The organism is Paenibacillus sp. FSL H7-0940, assembly GCF_037979415.1.
GTDB lineage: Bacteria > Bacillota > Bacilli > Paenibacillales > Paenibacillaceae > Paenibacillus > Paenibacillus amylolyticus.
The window spans coordinates 3,603,277-3,623,507 of the sequence record NZ_CP150280.1 but is presented as its reverse complement, the minus strand read 5'-3'; the positions used below and the strand labels follow the sequence as shown (position 1 = coordinate 3,623,507).

General features: G+C 40.5%; 18 protein-coding genes. 16 read left to right on the top strand and 2 right to left on the bottom strand.

Features of this window, described 5'->3' with window-relative positions:
* The first annotated feature begins 52 nt into the window (after positions 1-52).
* The 13 genes from MHB71_RS15870 to MHB71_RS15810 all read left to right on the top strand — a co-directional run bounded on the left by MHB71_RS15870 (position 53) and on the right by MHB71_RS15810 (position 15,165).
* A complete protein-coding gene (locus MHB71_RS15870; RefSeq protein WP_340026903.1) occupies positions 53-814 on the top strand; it encodes a hypothetical protein in 762 nt (253 codons plus the stop codon).
* Positions 815-833: 19 nt separating this feature from the next.
* Positions 834-1,376, top strand: a complete 543-nt coding sequence (locus MHB71_RS15865) for a hypothetical protein (RefSeq protein WP_340026902.1) — start codon at positions 834-836, stop codon at positions 1,374-1,376.
* Between the two features lie 64 nt (positions 1,377-1,440).
* Positions 1,441-2,061 carry a hypothetical protein gene (locus tag MHB71_RS15860; RefSeq protein ID WP_340026901.1) on the top strand — a complete coding sequence of 207 codons (621 nt, stop codon included), beginning with the start codon at positions 1,441-1,443 and terminating at the stop codon, positions 2,059-2,061.
* Positions 2,062-2,094: 33 nt separating this feature from the next.
* Positions 2,095-2,667 carry a hypothetical protein gene (locus tag MHB71_RS15855; protein ID WP_340026899.1) on the top strand — a complete coding sequence of 191 codons (573 nt, stop codon included), beginning with the start codon at positions 2,095-2,097 and terminating at the stop codon, positions 2,665-2,667.
* 4 nt (positions 2,668-2,671) lie between these two features.
* Positions 2,672-3,790 (top strand): discoidin domain-containing protein, encoded by a 1,119-nt coding sequence (locus MHB71_RS15850; RefSeq protein WP_340026898.1) that lies wholly within the window; start codon positions 2,672-2,674, stop codon positions 3,788-3,790.
* Positions 3,790-6,054, top strand: coding sequence for a hypothetical protein (locus MHB71_RS15845; RefSeq protein ID WP_340026897.1), 2,265 nt, complete (start codon positions 3,790-3,792; stop codon positions 6,052-6,054). Before MHB71_RS15850 ends, MHB71_RS15845 begins: the two co-directional genes overlap by 1 nt.
* Positions 6,055-6,117: 63 nt before the next feature.
* A complete protein-coding gene (locus MHB71_RS15840; RefSeq protein WP_340026896.1) occupies positions 6,118-7,455 on the top strand; it encodes a LamG domain-containing protein in 1,338 nt (445 codons plus the stop codon).
* A gap of 60 nt (positions 7,456-7,515) precedes the next feature.
* Entirely contained in the window at positions 7,516-8,643 is a 1,128-nt protein-coding gene (locus MHB71_RS15835) for a hypothetical protein (RefSeq protein ID WP_340026895.1), read from the top strand.
* A 484-nt stretch (positions 8,644-9,127) separates the two neighbouring features.
* Entirely contained in the window at positions 9,128-10,723 is a 1,596-nt protein-coding gene (locus MHB71_RS15830; RefSeq protein WP_340026894.1) for a hypothetical protein, read from the top strand.
* 11 nt (positions 10,724-10,734) lie between these two features.
* On the top strand, positions 10,735-12,693 hold the full coding sequence (locus tag MHB71_RS15825; RefSeq protein WP_340026893.1) for a DNRLRE domain-containing protein: 1,959 nt from the start codon (positions 10,735-10,737) through the stop codon (positions 12,691-12,693).
* A 144-nt stretch (positions 12,694-12,837) separates the two neighbouring features.
* Positions 12,838-13,098 (top strand): hypothetical protein, encoded by a 261-nt coding sequence (locus tag MHB71_RS15820; protein WP_340026892.1) that lies wholly within the window; start codon positions 12,838-12,840, stop codon positions 13,096-13,098.
* A 635-nt stretch (positions 13,099-13,733) separates the two neighbouring features.
* Positions 13,734-14,495 carry a hypothetical protein gene (locus MHB71_RS15815; protein ID WP_101313324.1) on the top strand — a complete coding sequence of 254 codons (762 nt, stop codon included), beginning with the start codon at positions 13,734-13,736 and terminating at the stop codon, positions 14,493-14,495.
* A gap of 367 nt (positions 14,496-14,862) precedes the next feature.
* A complete protein-coding gene (locus MHB71_RS15810) occupies positions 14,863-15,165 on the top strand; it encodes a DUF1805 domain-containing protein (protein ID WP_017689545.1) in 303 nt (100 codons plus the stop codon).
* 127 nt (positions 15,166-15,292) lie between these two features.
* Here MHB71_RS15810 and mtnA read toward each other — a convergent pair whose 3' ends face one another.
* Positions 15,293-16,366 carry an S-methyl-5-thioribose-1-phosphate isomerase gene (mtnA, locus tag MHB71_RS15805; RefSeq protein WP_036609936.1) on the bottom strand — a complete coding sequence of 358 codons (1,074 nt, stop codon included), beginning with the start codon at positions 16,364-16,366 and terminating at the stop codon, positions 15,293-15,295.
* 23 nt (positions 16,367-16,389) lie between these two features.
* Entirely contained in the window at positions 16,390-17,607 is a 1,218-nt protein-coding gene (gene mtnK / locus MHB71_RS15800; protein WP_340026891.1) for an S-methyl-5-thioribose kinase, read from the bottom strand.
* A 296-nt stretch (positions 17,608-17,903) separates the two neighbouring features.
* Here mtnK and MHB71_RS15795 point away from each other — a divergent pair, with 296 nt between their 5' ends.
* The 3 genes from MHB71_RS15795 to sufC all read left to right on the top strand — a co-directional run bounded on the left by MHB71_RS15795 (position 17,904) and on the right by sufC (position 20,227).
* Positions 17,904-18,365 (top strand): Dps family protein, encoded by a 462-nt coding sequence (locus MHB71_RS15795; protein WP_017689542.1) that lies wholly within the window; start codon positions 17,904-17,906, stop codon positions 18,363-18,365.
* A gap of 124 nt (positions 18,366-18,489) precedes the next feature.
* Positions 18,490-19,065, top strand: coding sequence for a DUF1802 family protein (locus MHB71_RS15790; protein ID WP_340026889.1), 576 nt, complete (start codon positions 18,490-18,492; stop codon positions 19,063-19,065).
* Between the two features lie 379 nt (positions 19,066-19,444).
* Positions 19,445-20,227, top strand: a complete 783-nt coding sequence (gene sufC, locus MHB71_RS15785) for a Fe-S cluster assembly ATPase SufC (RefSeq protein WP_036609931.1) — start codon at positions 19,445-19,447, stop codon at positions 20,225-20,227.
* The last annotated feature ends 4 nt before the right edge of the window (positions 20,228-20,231 follow it).

The window sequence follows — 20,231 nt, the reverse complement described above, 5'->3', positions numbered from 1 at the left end:
GGAAACAGTCTTATAAAGAAAATATGCTACATAACGCTTAGGTAGGTGAATTATGTCAAATGGGATAACTTTAGCACATGTAGAGTCTTTAATTAGAGAAGCGGTGAAACATAGCGGTCCCGGGCAGCCAGGAGATCCTGGCGAAACTGAACTCGCTATCAAGCGGGCACTGGAGGCTGCTGGCGAAGCCTTACAGGCCGCCGGAAAAGCAAAAGAGGCTTATCAGACGACTCGACTTGTGTATCAGAGTCCAGTTGCTGATTTTGAGGAGTTAAGTATGCAATACCCTTCTCCTGAAATAGGCTGGACGGTGCAGACGTATAAGGATGGTAAAAGATATCGTTTTGATGGACAGACATGGGTAGAGATTGATGTATTTGGTCAAAACCTTCAGGTGGTTAATTCCGATATGGATGGGCTCATGAGTACAGCTGAACACCTGAAATTAAATGAGATTCCGTTGGAAGTACAGGATCGGGTTATAGTCTTTTGCAAAGAATCACGGGTGTACCCGGAAGTACTGGGGATTTTAGCCCCCTTTCCATTCGATGGCGAGATTTTACATGTAAAGGGCTACTGTGGAGTTTCTGGAGATACCGCGACTGAAATAAGAATTGAACGATCCAAGGATCTCATTCACTGGCAGGATGTGATGGGGAGTCCACTGAAATTTGAAGCATTTCAACATCAAGATGATGGTGAGGCTACATTTGAGGTGGGAAAAGTGGAGGCTGGAGATATCTTCAGAATCAACATCATCGAAGCCGGTCCAAACACTCAACATCTTACGATTCAATTAACGATCAGAACATAAAAAAAGGAGATGGATTATAATGACACAACCAATTATTTCATGGATGGATGCTACACATAGTAATGAGATTATTACCCCTTTTGACTACAAGGTTATTGATGCAGATAGCAAAAGTGATATCTTTATTTTCAATGTATGGAACAATAAAAATGGTGCTTCGGACGTATCTAAAATGGAAGATTGCACGATTACAACGCGAGATATGACTGGTGGTACTGGAGACACGGAGGCTCATGATGTAGAAGTGGTGAAGAATAACTGGTTCCACGTTCAGGTTGATTCCTTGGGGGAGACAGACCTGGAAGAGGAAAGTTCACGTATTGGCAGGGATTTTTCCAAACCCATCGGAACAACAGGCAAGACAACCAAAGATCATACAGGAACTGCTTATGCAACACCATTTGCACCGGGACCGAAAGAAATCCTGGGCGTTAGTAACAATGGAAATCCTCAAGATGCGGCTGGTAACTATGTAACGCTATCCATTCAATGTGTAGTGCCGCTGAACGCGAAAAGTGGCAAGCAACAGTTCAAGAAACGTATTTCCTACCGTTACGTGTAAAAAAAGAAACAGTTATGGGGCAGGCTATTGCAGCCTGTCCTTTTTATTAAAAGGGGGAAGTCCTGTGATTCTAGGTAATACACAATTTACGCGCTCACCTGTATCTCAAGCCTATGTATGGATTGCTGATTACTATGATGGTACTTATTTAAGCGAATTCGATTTGCAGACACAACAATCAAACAGTTTTTATAAAATTAACAAGGAAAAGTTGGTCTCTTTTGGATTGATCGGGCAAGGATCTCACGTGTATCACAACGTTGCCAACGGTGTATTTCATATTAATGCAGATAGGTACTCTATATCATACATATGTGAAGAACAAGAATACCCACTAACGGGTAGGACCTTTCTATACAGTGACATCATTCAATTCAAGAATGTTTCTTCAGATGTGAATATGAGTGGACATTCAGGTCCCGGAAATTCGGGGACTATTAATAATACGATTGAATGTTTTAACTTCGGTTACAAAAAAATGATGAATTTGAACGATGTGCAGATTAATTTTCAATGTGTGTGTTCCCTGCCGTTGAAAGAAACTGCGTTTCTCCAAATTAAAATCACCTCAGATCAGGACCTGCCTGGGCAATTAGTTATTCGTAAAAATGGCTTTGTCATAGATCAAATCGTAGCCCCTCTGAAGGCAAATCATGCAGGAATCATAAACTGGGACATTCGTTGAATTGGATTTTGAGATGAGATAGGTGGTGAAAGTATGGCGATTCAAGAAATAGCACTGGATATAGATCTATCCATAGGTGTTTTCAAAGATACGATATATCAGGCCCAGAAGTTGAAACTAAGAGAGTTGAGCCAAGATGCGGACGGGAATTCAATCTATCCTGGTAATGGATCTTGGGAGTCCACTCCCATTCGGATTCAGGATAAGATCACATCATTTAAAGGTGTGGCTGCAAGTGTAGACGTAGTGGGGGGAGCATCATACAAAATCTATTGGAGTACATCTGAGGATGGCTTTGAGTGGGGGGCGTATGAGGAAATTCTAGCAGATGTGACTGCTCCTAAGTCTCCTGCAAAGTATATGAAGGTGAAAATTGAGATTTTTGCAGAAAAGAAATATTCGAATTTCTACATAGACGATTTTAATGAGGATGGGAAATACAACAACTCCTTTGTTGAAAGCGATTCGGGTTCACTAGGCTTGAAGAGAATATATCAATTGAATATGGAAAGAGCATCGGACACTCCAGCAGGGATGGTGCTGAGGCAGAAGATTGAAAATACGAAATTCAAGAAATTAGATAGGATTAGAGTGAGTAAGGGGTGATTTTATGGCAGTTCCAGCGACTATAGGCGTATTGAGATCAAATATAAGTGATATGGAGATTGGCGATTATATTTCATGTAGTGCTATACGTTTAGGAACAATAAGCGCATCAACAGCATTTTATGATCTTGGTTATCCCAATTCAAATGAAGTAGCTTTGACTGGATTTGATGCAACCACTCAACAAACTGGAGTTTTTTATCTTGTCAAAGTTAATAAAGGCATTCTTGTGGCTGACCGAGTTGTTTTTAATATGGTAAGTTGGGATTTGCTTAATGCAAGAGGGCTGATAGAAGGTTATGCGAATTGGAATCCATTCGTTTTAACTCCAAAGATGACTAGCAATATTGCTCCTCATGGGGAAGCAAGTGCAAGTTCAGAAATAAGTACAAGGCAAGCTTACCAAGCTTTTGACAAAGTATATACTGGAAATAAATTTTGGCAAGCAAATGCAGCTACAGGGTGGATTCAATATAAATTTTTAGAAGGAAAAAGAGTGTCTAAGTATAGTTTGACTGGAATTGATACAGGACAATTCTCTTTACAAATCAATCCTAAAGATTGGACGCTTGAAGGTTCAAATGATGGTTCTAATTGGACAGTGTTGGATACAAGAGTTGACGAAAGTTTTACAACATTAGAGAAAAAAATATGCACCTTTAATAACACCGAAAAATTTACTCACTACCGTTTAAATATAACCAAGAATAATGGTATGGCTGGCTATGTTGCTCTAACTGAATTAGAGTTGATGGATAATATTGTTGGAACATTTCGAAGTCTTACAGGTGGAATTGCTTTTGCTGATTCGGATGGTAAAAAGTCTGCTTCAAAAACAGATTTGAATTTTGGCGCTTGGCCTAAAATCAACGAATGGGACAAGTACATTGTTAATTTCCCTATGGGTAAAATTCAAGCTGGCAAAACTCTAGACGATGTTTTTCACTGGAAAAACGTTTATTCATTTACACAGGACACTCCAGAGTTAAATATATCTTTCAGTGTTTCTAATTACAGAATGCCAAGAGGATCGACTACACCTCAAGGTACCTTAATATTACCTGCGGCATCAATCCATACAATATATGGGTATCGTCCTGTATTTGAATATAAGGAGGTGTAATGATGGCAACTGTAGGACAGCAATTACCAAAGCCCCAAACAGGATGGAAAAGATCCAATGCAATTTCCTCAGCAATTTCTTATGTAGGAACTTGGGAGAGATTTGAAACAACTATAGGCTCCTATCAGTTTACTGATAATGTTGGTATGTTCTCTATCACAGCAAACGATACAATGAAATTTAACTTTACTGGTAAAAAACTTATTTTGAAAGCATATGGAAATAATGATACAAGTGGATTTGTACTAATACTTGATGGAGTGAATCAGGGGAACATTAAGACTGCTTACGGAACTCCATCTACTGTGGTCGTTTATGAAAAAGACGATTTGGAAGATCGTGAACATAGCGTTGAAATAAAAGTCTTACCCTATACATCCGTTTCAGGGGCAACTAGGACAAGACTTTTGTTTGACTCCATTGATATTGATCAAGATAGGGATCTTGGATTGGTAAGACCAGTGGTAGGATCTAAATTAACAGCGCCAGAATCAGGATGGAAGAGATATGATGACAATATTTCCTCAATTAAATATGTTGGAAGTTTCACTAACGGTGCTGGTACAGGTGCATACAACGGGTACTCTAATTACACATCAATGATAGGCGACAAAATTGTCTTTGATTTTGAAGGAACTAAGCTAAGAATTATTGGAGCACGTTATACCAATCGAAGTGATTTAATTGATATTTACGTTGATGGAAAGTTGCATGGAACTCATTCACAACTAGGTTCGGAGCTTGCACAAGTACTTCAGGTTGAAATTGTTGGATTACCCGAAGCAAGACATCGAGTAGAAATGGTTAATAAATCCAGTCGATCAACGACAACTTTTATGGCTCTTGATGCAATCGACATCGATTCCGATGGTCGTTTATTTCATCCAGATGAAGTAGAAGATGTCTCTAAGCTCACTATTGGCAAGCGAATCAGGTGTAATTATGCTGTGACTTCAAACGGTGGAGAAGGTGTGTTCAGTGGTCTTGGGAAAGAAACAGACGACTTCATTATAACTTCTCCTACTGTCCCTGCAATCAATAAAGGTGACTTTTACTTTATTATGGCAGATGAATTCAACAACAAGAATATTCTGATTGCGGATAGACACATCCAAAGCTTTGTTTCGTGGGATCAATTAAATAGTTATGGTAGAGTTTTCGGTATTCCAGTTGATATGGGCATGGTAGAATTTAATTTCGTTGCACGTCTTTTGACAGGTAGTATAACATCTAATGATGATTATAGTGAATGGTATAAATACATTGTAACATCTACGTTAAATAACACTATTTCGCCAGGAGATAATAGTGTTTGGAATTGGAACAGTAGTAGTGCGTATAGTTGGACAACAACAACTGCATCAGCCAATTCAACTTATAGGGCAAGGAAAGGTTTAAGTGCAGTCAATGCGTTCAATGCTCCTGCTAGTAGTAATGCAACTTCAAACACTGGATATAGACCTTTGTTTGAAGTTGAAGTGCTTCCAATGAACAGATCGTTTATTAATCATAAAGGGGCGTATAAAAGGTTTTACGCTGGAACTCCTGAAATATCTGAAACGCATGCCACCACGGATAGTATTCCACCAATGATATCAAAATCTTCTCCTTCTGGATTCGCGAGTGCAAGCGCGTATTTTAGTACATATGACGCTTGGCAAGCTTTTAGCGATACACCTTCGGGTAACATGGCGTGGATATGTACTGCAAGGACCGGTTGGATCTGCTATAGATTTGATATACCAAAAGTCATAACAAAATATACTATATTACCACCTTCAGATAATACGTCTGTCCTAACAAGAAGTCCAAAAGATTGGATTATAGAAGGTAGTAATGATAGCACAAACGGTTCTGATGGAACGTGGGTTACAATTGACACTGTAATAGGTGTTACAGGTTGGGAAATGAATAAGAAGAAAAAGTTCACCTGCTCCAATATTAACAGTTATCTTTCCTATCGCATAAGAATTACATTAAATAGTGGAGACACCTCATACGTTTCAATTTGGCAGATCGAATTGATGGAAAGAATAACTGCTGTTCCTGCAATTCCTTCAATGTGGAATACAATTTCCGAAACTCTACCATCAGTAGACACATTTATTAATGACGGAATGGATGATCTATCCGTTGTAGATAGAAAAAACGAAAATTTCGTTCAGATTATGACTGTAAAGGGATCACTAGGATCAGGTAAGTTTTTCAAAGGAAGAATCGAACTGAAAAAATATTATGAAGTAACAAGTGTAAATGTGAAGTAGAGTATGTATACTCTACTTCTTTTGTTTTAAAATAATTATTTTATTTAGAAGGGAGATGATTGAATGGCATACATGACAACCCAAGAATTAATGGATTTATATGGTGTATCATGGTTTAAGATGGATGAAAATACTGGTACTTCATTGATTGATAGTAAGGGCAGTGCAGTAGCTAGTTTTACTGGAACACCATCTGTCATAGATGGTTTTTTAAACAAAGCCAAACAGTTTAGTGGAAGCGCTCAGTATATAAGGTTTAATGCTAGGATTATGCCAGTTGGAGCAAAAAGTATCCGTTTTAAAATAAAAACTACTGCCTTATCTGGAACGATCATCGCCAATCACGATAATAGTGCAAACTCTAGAAATGGTCTAGCAGTTACACTTACCAATGGATCTGTTGTTTTTACACTCCTACATGGAAACAATTCAACTTTTCCATTTCAAGTAAGAACAACAACATTGGTTAATGATGGAAAGTGGCATGATATTTTATTTACTTGGGATGGGACAACATCTAATAATGGTATCAAGTTATATGTAGATAATATGTACACTCCAGAGGTTATAGGAGCTTCTTATTATGTAGAGATCAATACACCACAGGATAACTTATCTATTGCTGGCTCTTATGCGGGTGGCACATTATTAAATGGTTCATTAGATGAAATTGAAATTTATAATCAAGCAATTACCATTTCTCCTCCACCAGTAAGTAAAATCTTACTTTCATCTGGTGATAAGTATTATTCAATTAAAGACAAGAGTGTTATCTACTCGGATAAAGCGGTAATCCCACTTTTAAGTACTAATAATTCTAATGTTACAAGTGACTATACTTTAAGTGCAGGAAGCAATTCAGATTTGGCTTATAGGGCGATACAAGGTGGGACAACTGCCTGGCAAGGTACGGGATGGTTTAGAACTGTTTTTGTTAAAAAATACAGATTGGGTGCATACTCCATTCAGGCTTGGAGTGCACCCAATCAAACCCCTTTAGCTTTTAGGCTTATGGGAAGCAATGACGGTGTAGTTTGGGATGAAATAAATAAACAGAGCGGTTTAAGTTGGACAGCCAACGAAATTAAACTTTTCCCTATCAACGCTTCCGTTGCATATACACATTATGAATTAAGAGACATGGCATCTTTAATCACTCCCTTAACATTAAGATCATTTCAGCTTTTTGAGTATATTGGGAAAAATATTTCAATGCTGATTACCGAAAGTGCTACTGAGGATCAGTTTATAAAATACGGAACAGATACCATAGCATTTAATAGTGAGATTAAAAGGGTTGTAGATGTTTTGTCACATGAAGTATTGTTAGGTTCAGGAAAAACCTTTGAGCACACAATTGACATGTCAAAACGCCGAGTACATAAAATTACGCTTGGCTAATTTTATGAGGAACACATCTATATGGTGTGTTCTATTTTATTTTGAAAGGAGATGCTTGAATTGGCGATTTACATCAAGCTAGAAGTTACGGGATCGCTAGGTGGAAGCCTAACTTATGAAACTTTTGATCTAATACAATTTTTTGACAATAATAACAATTTGATTTCAATGAATAACTCCAATTTAGTTTCTCACAATTATATCAATAGGGCTACAGCTACAGACACAGCAAAGTGGTTTGTTCCCAGTGATGGCTATGTACCTTATGACACTCCAAGTAATAAAGGTGTTATTATACTTAAATTTCCAGATGAAGTGAATGGTATAAAAAAAATTGTTGCCAAATCGTACTCAAATAATGGCGGTGCAACAAATATTGAAGTCTTTCATTCAAGTGATAACGGAACTAACTATACCTCTGTTGGAAAAATTATATTTACATCAATAAGTCAAACAAAAGAAATTGGGACTCGTATAGGTATATATGTTAATAAATTCTTAATTTCATCAGAAGACAAGCACTATAGCATTACAAATAAATACAAAGATAATGCTATTCCTGCAATGACATCTAACACTACTCCATCAGGTGTTGTTGATGCAAGTTCGACTTACACAACATTTTATCCATGGAGAGCATTTGATAGGATTGTTGATCCAAATGGATGGGTTGCCGCTAGTGGAATTTTGCTGGGATGGTTAAGCTATGAGTTTCCTCAGGCCAAATTGATAACTGCATATTCTATTAAATCTGGAACAACCCCAGTCAACAGACCTCCAAAAACCTGGACATTTGAGGGATGGGAAGGTACGAAATGGGTTATCCTTGACACCAGAATAAATGAGCCTAACTTTACTGGAGAAGAGTTCCGTCTCTACGGGTTTAAGAATAAAGTTGGATTCAAGAAATATAGAATTAATGTTACTGCCAACCAAGGGGCTGGAGACTTCTTGGCGATTGGTGATTTTGGCATGTATGAATCCGAAAGGTACATAACTTCCGTGGAAAGTTCAGAAGTAAGTATTCTTGAACATGGGATGAACAAAGGAATGATTATTGATTTGGAGGATGAATTCAGCGAGAGAAGGTCATTGGTTAAAGAAAGTGAAAAAATCGGTTCAGGGAAAGTCTTTAAGAAAAGCATCGACACTAACAAAGTGCCAATCAAGAAAGCATCAATTATTTAAATCAGTTAGATGAAATTGTTTTATTTATATTTAGAAAGGAGATGGGATTATGGCAAAGCTTGTGAATATCGTACCACCTATGACATCGTATACTTCACCTTCAGGGGTAGTAAGCTACAATGGTCAAAATGGTGCATATCACGCTTATAAAGCCTTTGATAGAAGTCAAGGTACGTTCTACGGAACCTATCGTGTCACTAATACATGGGTTTCTTACAGGTTTCCAACCTCTATAAAATTGGCAGGGTACTCGATATATTGCTTGGAAAACAACTCGCCACCTCGATCTTGGGTTCTGGAAGCAAGTAATGATGCAGTTACATGGGATCTAATTGACACAAGAAATGATTATGTAGTCGCATCATGGACAAACAATAGAAAAGTCACTTGCAATATCGCTCCCACTAAAGCCTATCTCAACTATAGAGTACGGGTAACAAGAAATAACACCTCTGAAGTAATCAATATCCATGAGATTGAATTTATGGATTGGGTCTATGACAATAAGTATTTAGTGCAAAATGGCTCAACCTACAAGTATTACGCAAGTGAACAATGGCAAGTAATTTCAGGTTCACCCACCGAGCAGGACTATTTAAACTATGGTATGGACGACATCTCCATCATATCTGAATTCGCATGGTCACAACTTCAAGGTGAAGTAGAACTATGTTACTACACGGACGACCCAACCAAAACAGAAGCATCCTTTAACATAGAAACCGAACCCTTCACCCTAGCCGAAGAATGGGAAGACAAAGAGATCAAAATCATTGAATACACCGATGACCCAAATCAAACCGAATCAACGATTACAATCGAAACCGAACCGTTTACCCTCTACGACGAGTTGGGTGATAGTGTAGACGTTTTATACTACACGGACGATCCAACCAAAACATCAGCGGAACTAAATATCACGGCTAACTACTCCCTATTGGATGAACTTGAGGGAGATTTTGACGTGGTTACGTGGACGAATGATGAAGAGGTTATTGCCGGTAATCGGGACATGATGCTGACGTATAACGCGCTACCGTTTGAGCAATTAATTGTGCAACCAACAGACATAGCGTTATATGGAGACGTGAAAAAGGTTGTCGCTACGAAAGTAACGGAGAACAGTCCGGAAGGTATATTAAGAATGGCTGCTTCGTTCGACTCAGGGCTCACATGGAAGACATACCGTTTCAACAAGTGGCTTGATCTGGATATCCAGGATACAACGTTATTCAAAAGAAAAGGAATGAACCTGGACACACTCAACGCCATCCCTGAAAAGGATCTAATAGCTTTAACTCGAATTGCCTACTACTTCGATAGCAGTAAGCACTATGAAAACAGCTATTCGCTTGACGAAGTGAAAATGGTCGTTGATGCACCGCGACATGCAGTGGAGTTTAGAGATATGTCACTGCAACTGTTAAACACCACAGCCACAATCGACCTGACCTTCTCTGGTAACAAACTTACAGGTGTGCTGGATGATGCAGATCAGGGCAAGGTTAAATACCGCGTCTTGTTGAACGGTAAAACGTATTATCCGGCGGATGGCAATTTTACACGACTAGCAGCATCTCCATTCAATATTGAACTCAATATTGACGAGAGAAATGTTAATTTTGGCGAAGAGAATACATTGAAGGTTGAATTTCAGGATTATTGGGGTGCCGTAGACTCACGGGAAATCAAGTTTATCGGATCGTATTCAGGATTAATGTTTATGGACGAGTCTGGAGATTTTCTTTCAGATACCTTTGGTGGTATTTTGAAAAAACTTGATTATGGGGTGATCATTGCCGGACAGACGACGTTAACAAAGAAAGTCAGAATCAAAAACTTGCTTGGTTATGCTGTGGATCATGTTTACCTGGAGATGGATAAGAAATTCGAAACGGATGGTGTTGAAGTCCAATTATCCAGACAGGCCGACCCGTTTCTTCCGATCGATTATCTGACCTATGGTCTGATTCAACCGGAGGATAGCATCGATTTTTATATTCGTATCGCAACGGATATTCATGCCAAGCCGAATCCTAATGGCAATTTTGAAATGAAAGTCACAGCAGACCGGGTGTAGCTCTCAATACAATGAGACAGGAAGTGAGTGGAATTAATAACGGGGAGACTCTATTAGATAGTTATATACATATTAAAAGTCCGGAAAATCGTTTTGCAGCAAAGTATATCCTGTACAATCAGGTGGATGAAGAACTGTCTTCAACCCTAATAGCTGCTACAAGAAAAGTGTCCGAGATCGTCTCTAGTGTATCCGTACGTGTCAGACGGTCACAGGAATTGAGCAATTCGCTATCGGTGATGTACAGGTCGCAAGGAGATCTGGGCGCAACCATTCAAGCGGCATCCAAAGTTGATCTTGAAGGCATGTTGTACGTTCGCCCACATAACCGTGCACACGGCAAATATGAATTACTGGAAGCACCGCGTGTAACTGTTAATCTTAAGCCTGTTGCTGATGCGACCACACGAAGCCAAACTCACCTGCAGACGCTCAACTTTGGTGATACACAGCGTATGATGATCGGTAGAGACGAGATAGAGCAATTCGAATCGTTTATACATTTCGGTGATTTGGATACTAGAATACCTGATCTGTTATATCTGGAAGACGCTAAATTGAGGTTATATTACACAGGAACCCTGGCACCTGGAGCACACATTGAGCTGCATCAGCCTGATACGTTGTGGCGTGAGTACGGGATTACGTATGCGAACAGACCTCAGTCCATTCAGCTCTTATCGTCCAGTTATATCCTGGATACGACTGAACGTTATGTTGAGTTTGATATGATGGCATTGCTTCGAATGTGGAGAGAAGGTATTCTTTCGAATGTTGGACTGATTATTCAGTCTAGCGGTAACACGCCGATTTATTTCAACACTCGAGAGTCTTCCAAACCACCTGTTTTGCAGATCAAATATATCACTTCTCAAATCTATTCTATCGGTCGAACCGAAATCGAAAGTGAAATTTTTATTTATGGTGCAGGTCACAAGGACATAGCTTCAACGTTAGTTGTACACAGTGATATTGGGCTGGACTGGCTCAAATCTCAGTTGTACGTCCACCGTTATCAGGATCACATGCATCATGATATACCTCAAGTAATCGCGGTCAGCCGTCCGGACGTGGATGTAGATCTGATAGTAGCTAAACGTATAGATGCAGAACTGGATTCGAACATTTCTATTGCTGAAAGTAGGACAGAAGAGAAGGAAACATGGGTTTCTATTTCTAAGCCCGAGCTTCATTCGCAGTTCATTACTGCTATACGAACAACTAAGGGTACAGACGGTAATCTTGCCGTTAGAACAGGTCTGGACGACGAAAAAACTGTAGAAATCGCAGTGTCTCATCCTGACTTACCTTCAGTTATTACGGTAGATAGACAAATGTCTCTAGTCAGTACGTTAACGATATCACAGCTGCTCGATGATGGACGGGATACGAGTTTAATTGTATCCGTACCAGATCTTCATGCTTCATTGGAAGTCTCCAATTATATAAAAGCAACTTCAACGTTGGGGTCTTTGCTTACGGTCATGTACGACGGTGATTCGATTGTGATTTCGGAGATTACGGTTAATAAGCCTGATCTGAATAGTGTTCTTCAAGTCAGAGCATTAAATCATGATGAGAGGGCAGGCAGTCTTGAGATTCCTTATTTGGCAGAACAGCTTGGGCAATTATATATTTCCAGACCTGATGTGCTTTCCAGCATTGAGGTCAAGTATATGGATGTTTTGGATGCACATATTAGTATCAAGGAAAGAGAATACTTGGATAGCTATCTTCAGGTGCGAGAGTGGAAGGATATGCGGTCTACAGTAGATGTGAGACAGATTGTCGATATGGCTACTGAAGTGACAATTTCCAAGCCTGATCTGGCCGCGTATGTCTTACCAAGAGTTATTGCGAATGTAGAGTTAGATTCGATCACAAGTATCCGTAAACGGGATGCCGGTGATTTAGTGACCACAGTAATTGTGAAGAGTCCAGGAAATCAAGCGTATTTTTACATTTTATAAAATGAGTTAATTATCAAAGGGGGCATTGGCCCTCTTTTTTTGCGTTTAGGCTTTGCCCAACTCTATGCATCTGTACTTTATTGTGTAACAGTCATCTTCTCGTTATGATACAATGTGTTCATCATACATTAAGGAATGAAGACCATGCAACAAGGGGACAGTGTATTTGAACAGATTATGAAGCAGAAAAGATTGAAGCCTATCAAGCCTGAAACTACAAAAGTTCTAGTTAAACCAATACATAAAAAGAAACTAGCTCAGGAGCAATTAAGTGATTTGGATGTCCAGTTCAAAAAGTCGGTAGCTGAATCAATAGATAGAAGTGTACTTCATAGACGTGTACTGGGAATTAGAAGAGAGTTAACGGAGATAAGGCGATTAAAGAATGATGAGCATACGTTTTAAGGTAGGCCCAATTCGACTCACCTTAGACGACGCTTTAATCCGTTTTCATATGGTGTGAATTCCATTTATAGTATATTTTAACCAGTTAAATTTATGATAGCAAAGACGTAGAAAAAGATATAGACGCCGATGCGGTTGCTTTTGAATCTAATTGGGTGAGGGTCAAAAATAACCATCTCCACCTCCTGAAACAGAGATAGTTGATTGATGATAGGTGGTGATTATATACTTGCGCCCTCTGTTTTTTATTTTCTTGCGATATATTGATGTATTGATTATTTCTAATAGCTTTATCTGAAAGTGGAGAGGAACGAACAACAGGTTCTCTATTGCTACTACAGTCTTTTTTCGGTGATATCTTTTGTTGTTTTCTACATCCACAACCATGTTTAGTATTGGTCTTCGTGTTCGTACTTAAAGTTGTTAGAGGAGAATCTGCCTGAATCTTATAATAATAGTTATATGGTTTAAAAGAGATAAACGTAAAGAAACAAATTGAATCTAAAATGAAAGATTAATTCTATGCTGGTATTTAAGGCCTATTTCAAGCGGGATGAAATGGCAATTATTTAAAGACATTAGTCATTATTTACTATATAATTAGCAATGTAAATAATACATTAGGAGGTAGTGTTTTGAAGTTGTTAAGAATTTTAGCTTGGTTATTCGTTCCTTTCATTATGATTTTTGTCTCATGGAAGAAGCTTGGCAAGGTTGCGAAAATCGGCGGTGCTATATGGGCTGGCTTTATTTTATTGATAATTGTGATACCAACTGAGGAAAAGCCAAACGTGACAGCAACCGTAGAAACAGATGCAGTGGCCTCACAGGAAAAAGCACCAAAAGTGGAAAAGGCAGTTGCTGTGGTTGATACAAAAACCGAGAAAAAAGATGATCAAAAGGCTAAAGAAGAGGCTAAGCTGAAAAACGAAACTGACGCTGCTGCTAAAAAAGCCAATCAAAAAGAAGTATTAGCATTTGAAAAATCTGTTTATGCATTAGAAGAGACTATGTCTCCAATTATGAATACATATCAAGAAGCTATGACAGGCTTAGGAAATGGTACGGTTGACATCTATACTGTCTATGAAGCAACAGAAAATGCACAGAAGGCCGCCAAACACTTGCAGAGCAAATTCTATAATTTAGATGTTCCAGAAAATCTCCCTAAAGATGTGAAACAAATGTTGAATGCAACGGCTTCGAACTTGAGTACAGCCTATTATTCTAAAGGTAAAGCATTCGATGCAGTTCTTGAGTTCTTGGACGATCAGAAGCCCAGTCATATGTCCAAATTTAAAGAAGAAATCTCTATGGCAGATTCATTTGTTATGAAGGGTATTTTGAAATTAATGGAAGCGAAAACTGCTGTTGGATTAGAGGTAGATTCAAAATAGGTTAATATTAGAATAAAAATGAGATGCCCGTTATAGGGCATTTTTTCATTTTTAAAAGATTAATTTTAACAGTAACTAAGCAGTCCTAATAGATCTCTTTTTTTATTTTATGAGAAATTAAAAAGAAGTCCAGTTCGTACTATATCGCATTTTTTGTCCTGTTAAAAAGCTGCCTCATTTCTGAGGTGGCTTTTCATATTCCAATGAAAGTGTATATCTATATCTAAGTCTGCGAGGAGAATTACCAACAGTATATTTGAACTGTAAGTACCTACATTTTCTCAAACACGGCTGGTGTCCACACGACAATCCAGAATGAGGCATACAATTATCGTGACCTGTGGAAGAGGAGGTGGATCGGGAAATTATGGTGACGATGGAGCCCATTGTAGTTGGAGAGCATGTATTGGTAGGGGTAGAAGTCAAGCTGCCCAAAACAACGTTGTTGACTATTAACACATCCAAAGGATATATCATGTGCGGAGCACTCGACGTGGGATTACTTAATGAGAAGCTCGGGGATCGCAAAATTATTGCGGCTCGGGCGGTTGGTGTGCGTACACTGGAGCAATTGTTGCATGCACCTATGGAGTCGGTGACAACAGAAGCCGAGGCCATGGGCATTACGGTTGGCATGACGGGTGTAGAGGCTTTGTTGAAAATGATCTAAGACGCTAAAGAAGGGCTCCCCATATGGGAAGCCCTTCTTTAGCGTCTTAGCGTTCTAATACAGAGCCTGGCACATCGTAAGTACTAACGCTATACACGACAATCTCTTCTTGAATACTCTTATTAAATTAAGCTTCTTCCTTTGCGAACAAGGCAGCCAGGTTTTCTTGGAAAGGAGCGCGAACAACGCCTTTTTCCGTGATAATAGCTGTTACATATTCGTTAGGCGTTACGTCAAATGCTGGGTTGTATACTTTAACACCCTGCGGTGCTGTACGTTTGCCAAATCCTTCAGTGACTTCTTCCGCAGCGCGTTCCTCAATCGGAATGAGGTCCCCGGATGGAGTGGACAAGTCGATAGTCGACAATGGGCTGGCTACATAGAACGGAATATTGTGAGCTTTGGCAAGCACAGCCACGCTGTATGTTCCGATTTTGTTAGCTACATCGCCATTGGCAGCAACACGATCTGTTCCGACGATAACGGCTTGAATCCAGCCTTTGGACATCACCATGCCTGCCATGTTATCACAGAGCAGCGTAACGTCAATGCCGGCTTGCTGTAACTCAAATGCAGTCAGGCGTGCACCCTGAAGTACAGGACGAGTTTCGTCTGCAAATACTTTCAGGTGAATGCCACGTTCCTGTGCGAGATACATTGGAGCAGTTGCCGTACCATATTTCGCCGTAGCTAGTCCGCCTGCGTTACAGTGAGTGAGTACACCCATACCATCTTCGAACAATGGCAGTGCATTCTCACCGATCATGCGGCATACTTCTTCGTCTTCTTTCTGAATCAACAGAGCTTCTACTTCAAGAGCATCATTGCCCTCATCCAGGCTCAGGCCGGATTCAACGACCTCATTTGCTTTTTGCATCATGCGATCCAGTGCCCAGAAAAGGTTCACCGCTGTTGGTCGGGAAGTAGCCAGATGAGCACATATGGATTTTACGTGATCCAACCAACCTTGAACGGTTGTTCCGTCATATGATTTGGCACCCAATACAACACCAAATGCAGCAGCAATACCAATCGCCGGAGCACCGCGCACTTTCATGGAGTGGATGGATTCCCATACTTCCTCGGGTGTATACAATTTCAACATGAGGATCGTTTCGGGCAGCAGACGCTGGTCAAGCATTTCAAGCTTGTCCTTTTTCCAGATGAGAGAGGACAGAGGCTGATATTCAGGGGTTGTCATGGGTGGTTCCTCCGTTCCTTATGTTAAGCCTTAGTAGTAGAGACAGCTGTAGATACAATATCCAGCACTTCACCGATGGTATTCAAGCGACGGTTGTTCTTGATCAACGCTTTACCAATGGACAATGCTTTACGCTGAGCATGTTCACGTTCAGTTGCATTTGGAATGGTATCTATATCCGCCACGTGAGCGAGTCCCACGATACGACGAACCATTTTGGCACCTGCAAAGCCAATGGAATCTCTGAACAATTTTTGCACATACAGATCCTGATACCCTGGCGTTTTTGCCATCGGATCAACGAGGTCATTAACCCAGAGGGCACGGAAACGAGATTCGAATTCAGTCCATACATCACGAACTATATTCAGCAAAAGCGTCTCACGCTCACGCAAAGCAGTCTCATTCTGAATCCATCCTGGCAGGGATGCGTAATTCAAGAGCAGGTTCGCAAGGACTGCACCGACATCAAATCCCATGGGGCCGTAATATGCAAATTCGGGATCGATGACCTTGGTTGATTCAGGTGTAACAAAAATACTGCCTGTATGCAGATCTCCATGAAGCAATGCCTGCCCATGTGTTAGGAATTTTTCCCGCAGTAAGGCCACTTCAAGGTGAAGTTCTCCATCTGTGCGGAGGGCTTCAGCCTCGTCCTCAATGGAAACATCATAATTATTTTTCTCAGCGATCCGGTAGGGTTCATCAAAGATCAGATCCTCCGTTATTTTGCATTGGTCCGGATTAATGAATCTGCCCTGTTGTTCCTTCTTCAATTGCTGATCCATGCCCAAGTCGGATGTGAAGAACAGCGTTCTTGCCATGAATTCCCCAATATGCTGTGCAAAAAGAGGATAGGAAACACCTTCGATCAGGCCTTTACGCATGATCACATGATCACTCAGATCTTCCATAACCGTTAACGCAAGGTCATCATCGTAATGATACACTTCGGGTACCATCCCTGGACACAGACGATACTCTTCCTGAAGAATCTCACGTTCAATGCGGGCACGTACCAGAGAGAGCGGCCATGATTCTCCAACCACTTTCGCATAAGGAAGCGCCTGTTTGATAATGATACTTTTATCGGAGTTCTGATCCGTGATGTGGAATACCAAATTCAGATTGCCGTCGCCGATCTCGTGACAATCCAGATTTGCATCTGCCGCAAATGGACCCGGTAATGTTTTGGCCAGTTCAATTGCATCCTGGGGGGTAAACGGGCGATATTGGGACAAAGGTGCCACCTCCATATATATGAAGAAACAGGAAAACCCACTTCTTTGCTTGGTATATGTCAGTATATCGGAAATAACGCGGTTTTTGAACTTTTTTTTGAGACAAGTCAAGTCGATCCTGATTCGAACTTCCGGTTCAAGGGTAAAGACAAATAGGCCGGACGGTTGAGAGAACCGCCCTTAACAAGCCTCTCCACTACATGTGGTGACACATTATTAACTCTCTGTTATGCATTGTGGGACAACCTGCTTATCATGGCATGACAGACTAATTTTAAATAAAGGATGGGATTAATATGGCTACAAAAAACAAAACAGATCAAGCGAAATCGGTGGAACAAGTACTTAATCGTCAGGTAGCTAACCTGAACGTATTGTATGTTAAAATCCATAACTATCACTGGTATGTTAAAGGACCTAACTTCTTCACGTTGCATGTGAAATTCGAAGAGTTCTACAACGAAGTTACGGTGCAAATGGATGAAATCGCAGAGCGTATCCTTACGTTGAAAGGTAGCCCAGCGGCTACAATGAAAGAGTATCTGGAGCTTTCCTCTATCCAGGAAGCAGCAGGCGGAGAAGACGCAAAAACAATGGTGCAAAACCTGATCGAGGACTTTGCTACACTTTCGAATGAATATCAGGAAGGTATCGAAGTTGCAGATGCAGCTGAAGATCAACCAACATCCGATATGCTGACAGGTTTCAAGGCTGACCTGGAGAAACACATGTGGATGCTTCGCTCTTTCCTGGGTTAATATAGCTAAGATTTTGCCTAATACAATTGGTCTCTTACGTAAGCTTTCTGAGCCCGGATCATGTTGTCAGAAACGCCCTGAGCGTCTATACTGCTGACAAGAACGATTGGGGAGGGAACCGCTTATGTTAGAACCAACGACACCGGCTTTAAAAGAATGGGCTTCTGCAATCAAAGCGCTGGAAACGGGTCGCCAGATTATGGTGATGCGCAAAGGTGGGATTGTAGAGGAAACCCGACATTTTGAGCTGAAAAGTCCGGCGTTTTACCTGTATCCGACTTATGAACATCAGCGTAAAGAACTGATTAAGTCCTCGGATCAATCCTATGTTGAAGAATCACTGGCCGAATGGGTGCCCGAAGCTTCGACAATCCGTATTACTGCATATGCCGAAGTAACGCAGGATCTGGAGATACGAGATCAGGAGATGCTGGATCGACTTCTTGACTTTCATATGTGGACAGCGGATTTTGCCGAAGACCGTTTGAAATGGAAACGCAAAGATCCGCTCCATGTATTGATTTTACGTGTGTACCTTTTGAAAGAACCGATGGAAATCCCCGTACTGCCTGAATATAATGGTTGCCGTTCATGGATTTCTATTCCGAATGGTCCGATGCCGCGCGAAATGACGCCGGTGGTGGACGTTGCGGATTTTGACGAACAGGTACAGAAGATTAACGAGATGCTCAAATTGTAAATGGTAACGTTATTTAACGGAGGGACTTGTCCATAATATGGATGAGTCCTTTTTTTAGATTAGTGTACAGCAGATGGCATAAAAGCTTGAATTACTGTGATTTTTCTCACTGTGTATTTGTGCTTAAGATGTTTTCTGATTTGATTCAATTTGTCTTTTACTATAGAATCAGAAAGAATAAGGTTTCATGCAAGGGACAAAGGTTCTTAGGAAATGACTTGATTATCATTGAGAATCAGTTTAGAATTATTCTAAAGTGTTCTTGCTTTGAAGATTCGAGTACAGGAGAAATTCAGGGGAAGCCCTGTTCAGATATAATAGGCGCTTTTTCTTTTTCGACAGTAAACATCAATTTAATCAATGGAGGGAAACAATACACATGGCTACGAATTTCGTCATTGAAGGTCTGAAAGCGACGATCGAAGGTAAGGAAATCCTGAAAGGCATCAACCTGGAAATGAAAGGTGGAGAAATCCACGCAATCATGGGACCAAACGGAACAGGTAAATCCACTCTGGCTTCTGCATTGATGGGTCACCCTAAATATGAAGTAACAGACGGTAAAATTACACTTGATGGTGAAGATGTATTGGATATGGCTGTAGATGAGCGCGCACGTGCAGGTCTCTTCCTGGCTATGCAATACCCAAGTGAAATTGCAGGTGTTACTAACTCCGACTTCTTGCGTAGTGCAATTAACGCACGTCGTGGCGAAGGTAACGAGATCTCTCTGATCAAGTTCATTCGTCAAATGGAAGGTAAAATGAAAGAACTTGACATGAACCCTGAGTTCGCTCACCGTTACCTGAATGAAGGTTTCTCCGGTGGTGAGAAAAAACGTAACGAGATTCTGCAAATGATGCTGCTTGATCCGAAAATCGTAGTACTTGATGAAATTGACTCTGGTCTGGACATCGATGCTTTGAAAATCGTGGCTGACGGTGTGAACGCTATGAAGAGCGAAGACCGTGGCTTCCTGATCATCACTCACTACCAGCGTCTGTTGAACTACATTACGCCTGACTATGTTCACGTAATGATGCAAGGTCGTATCGTGAAATCCGGCGGACCTGAATTGGCTCACCGTCTGGAAGCGGAAGGGTATGACTGGGTAAAGGCAGAGCTGGGAATTACAGACGAAACTGTAGGCCAAGAAGCGTAAAGAC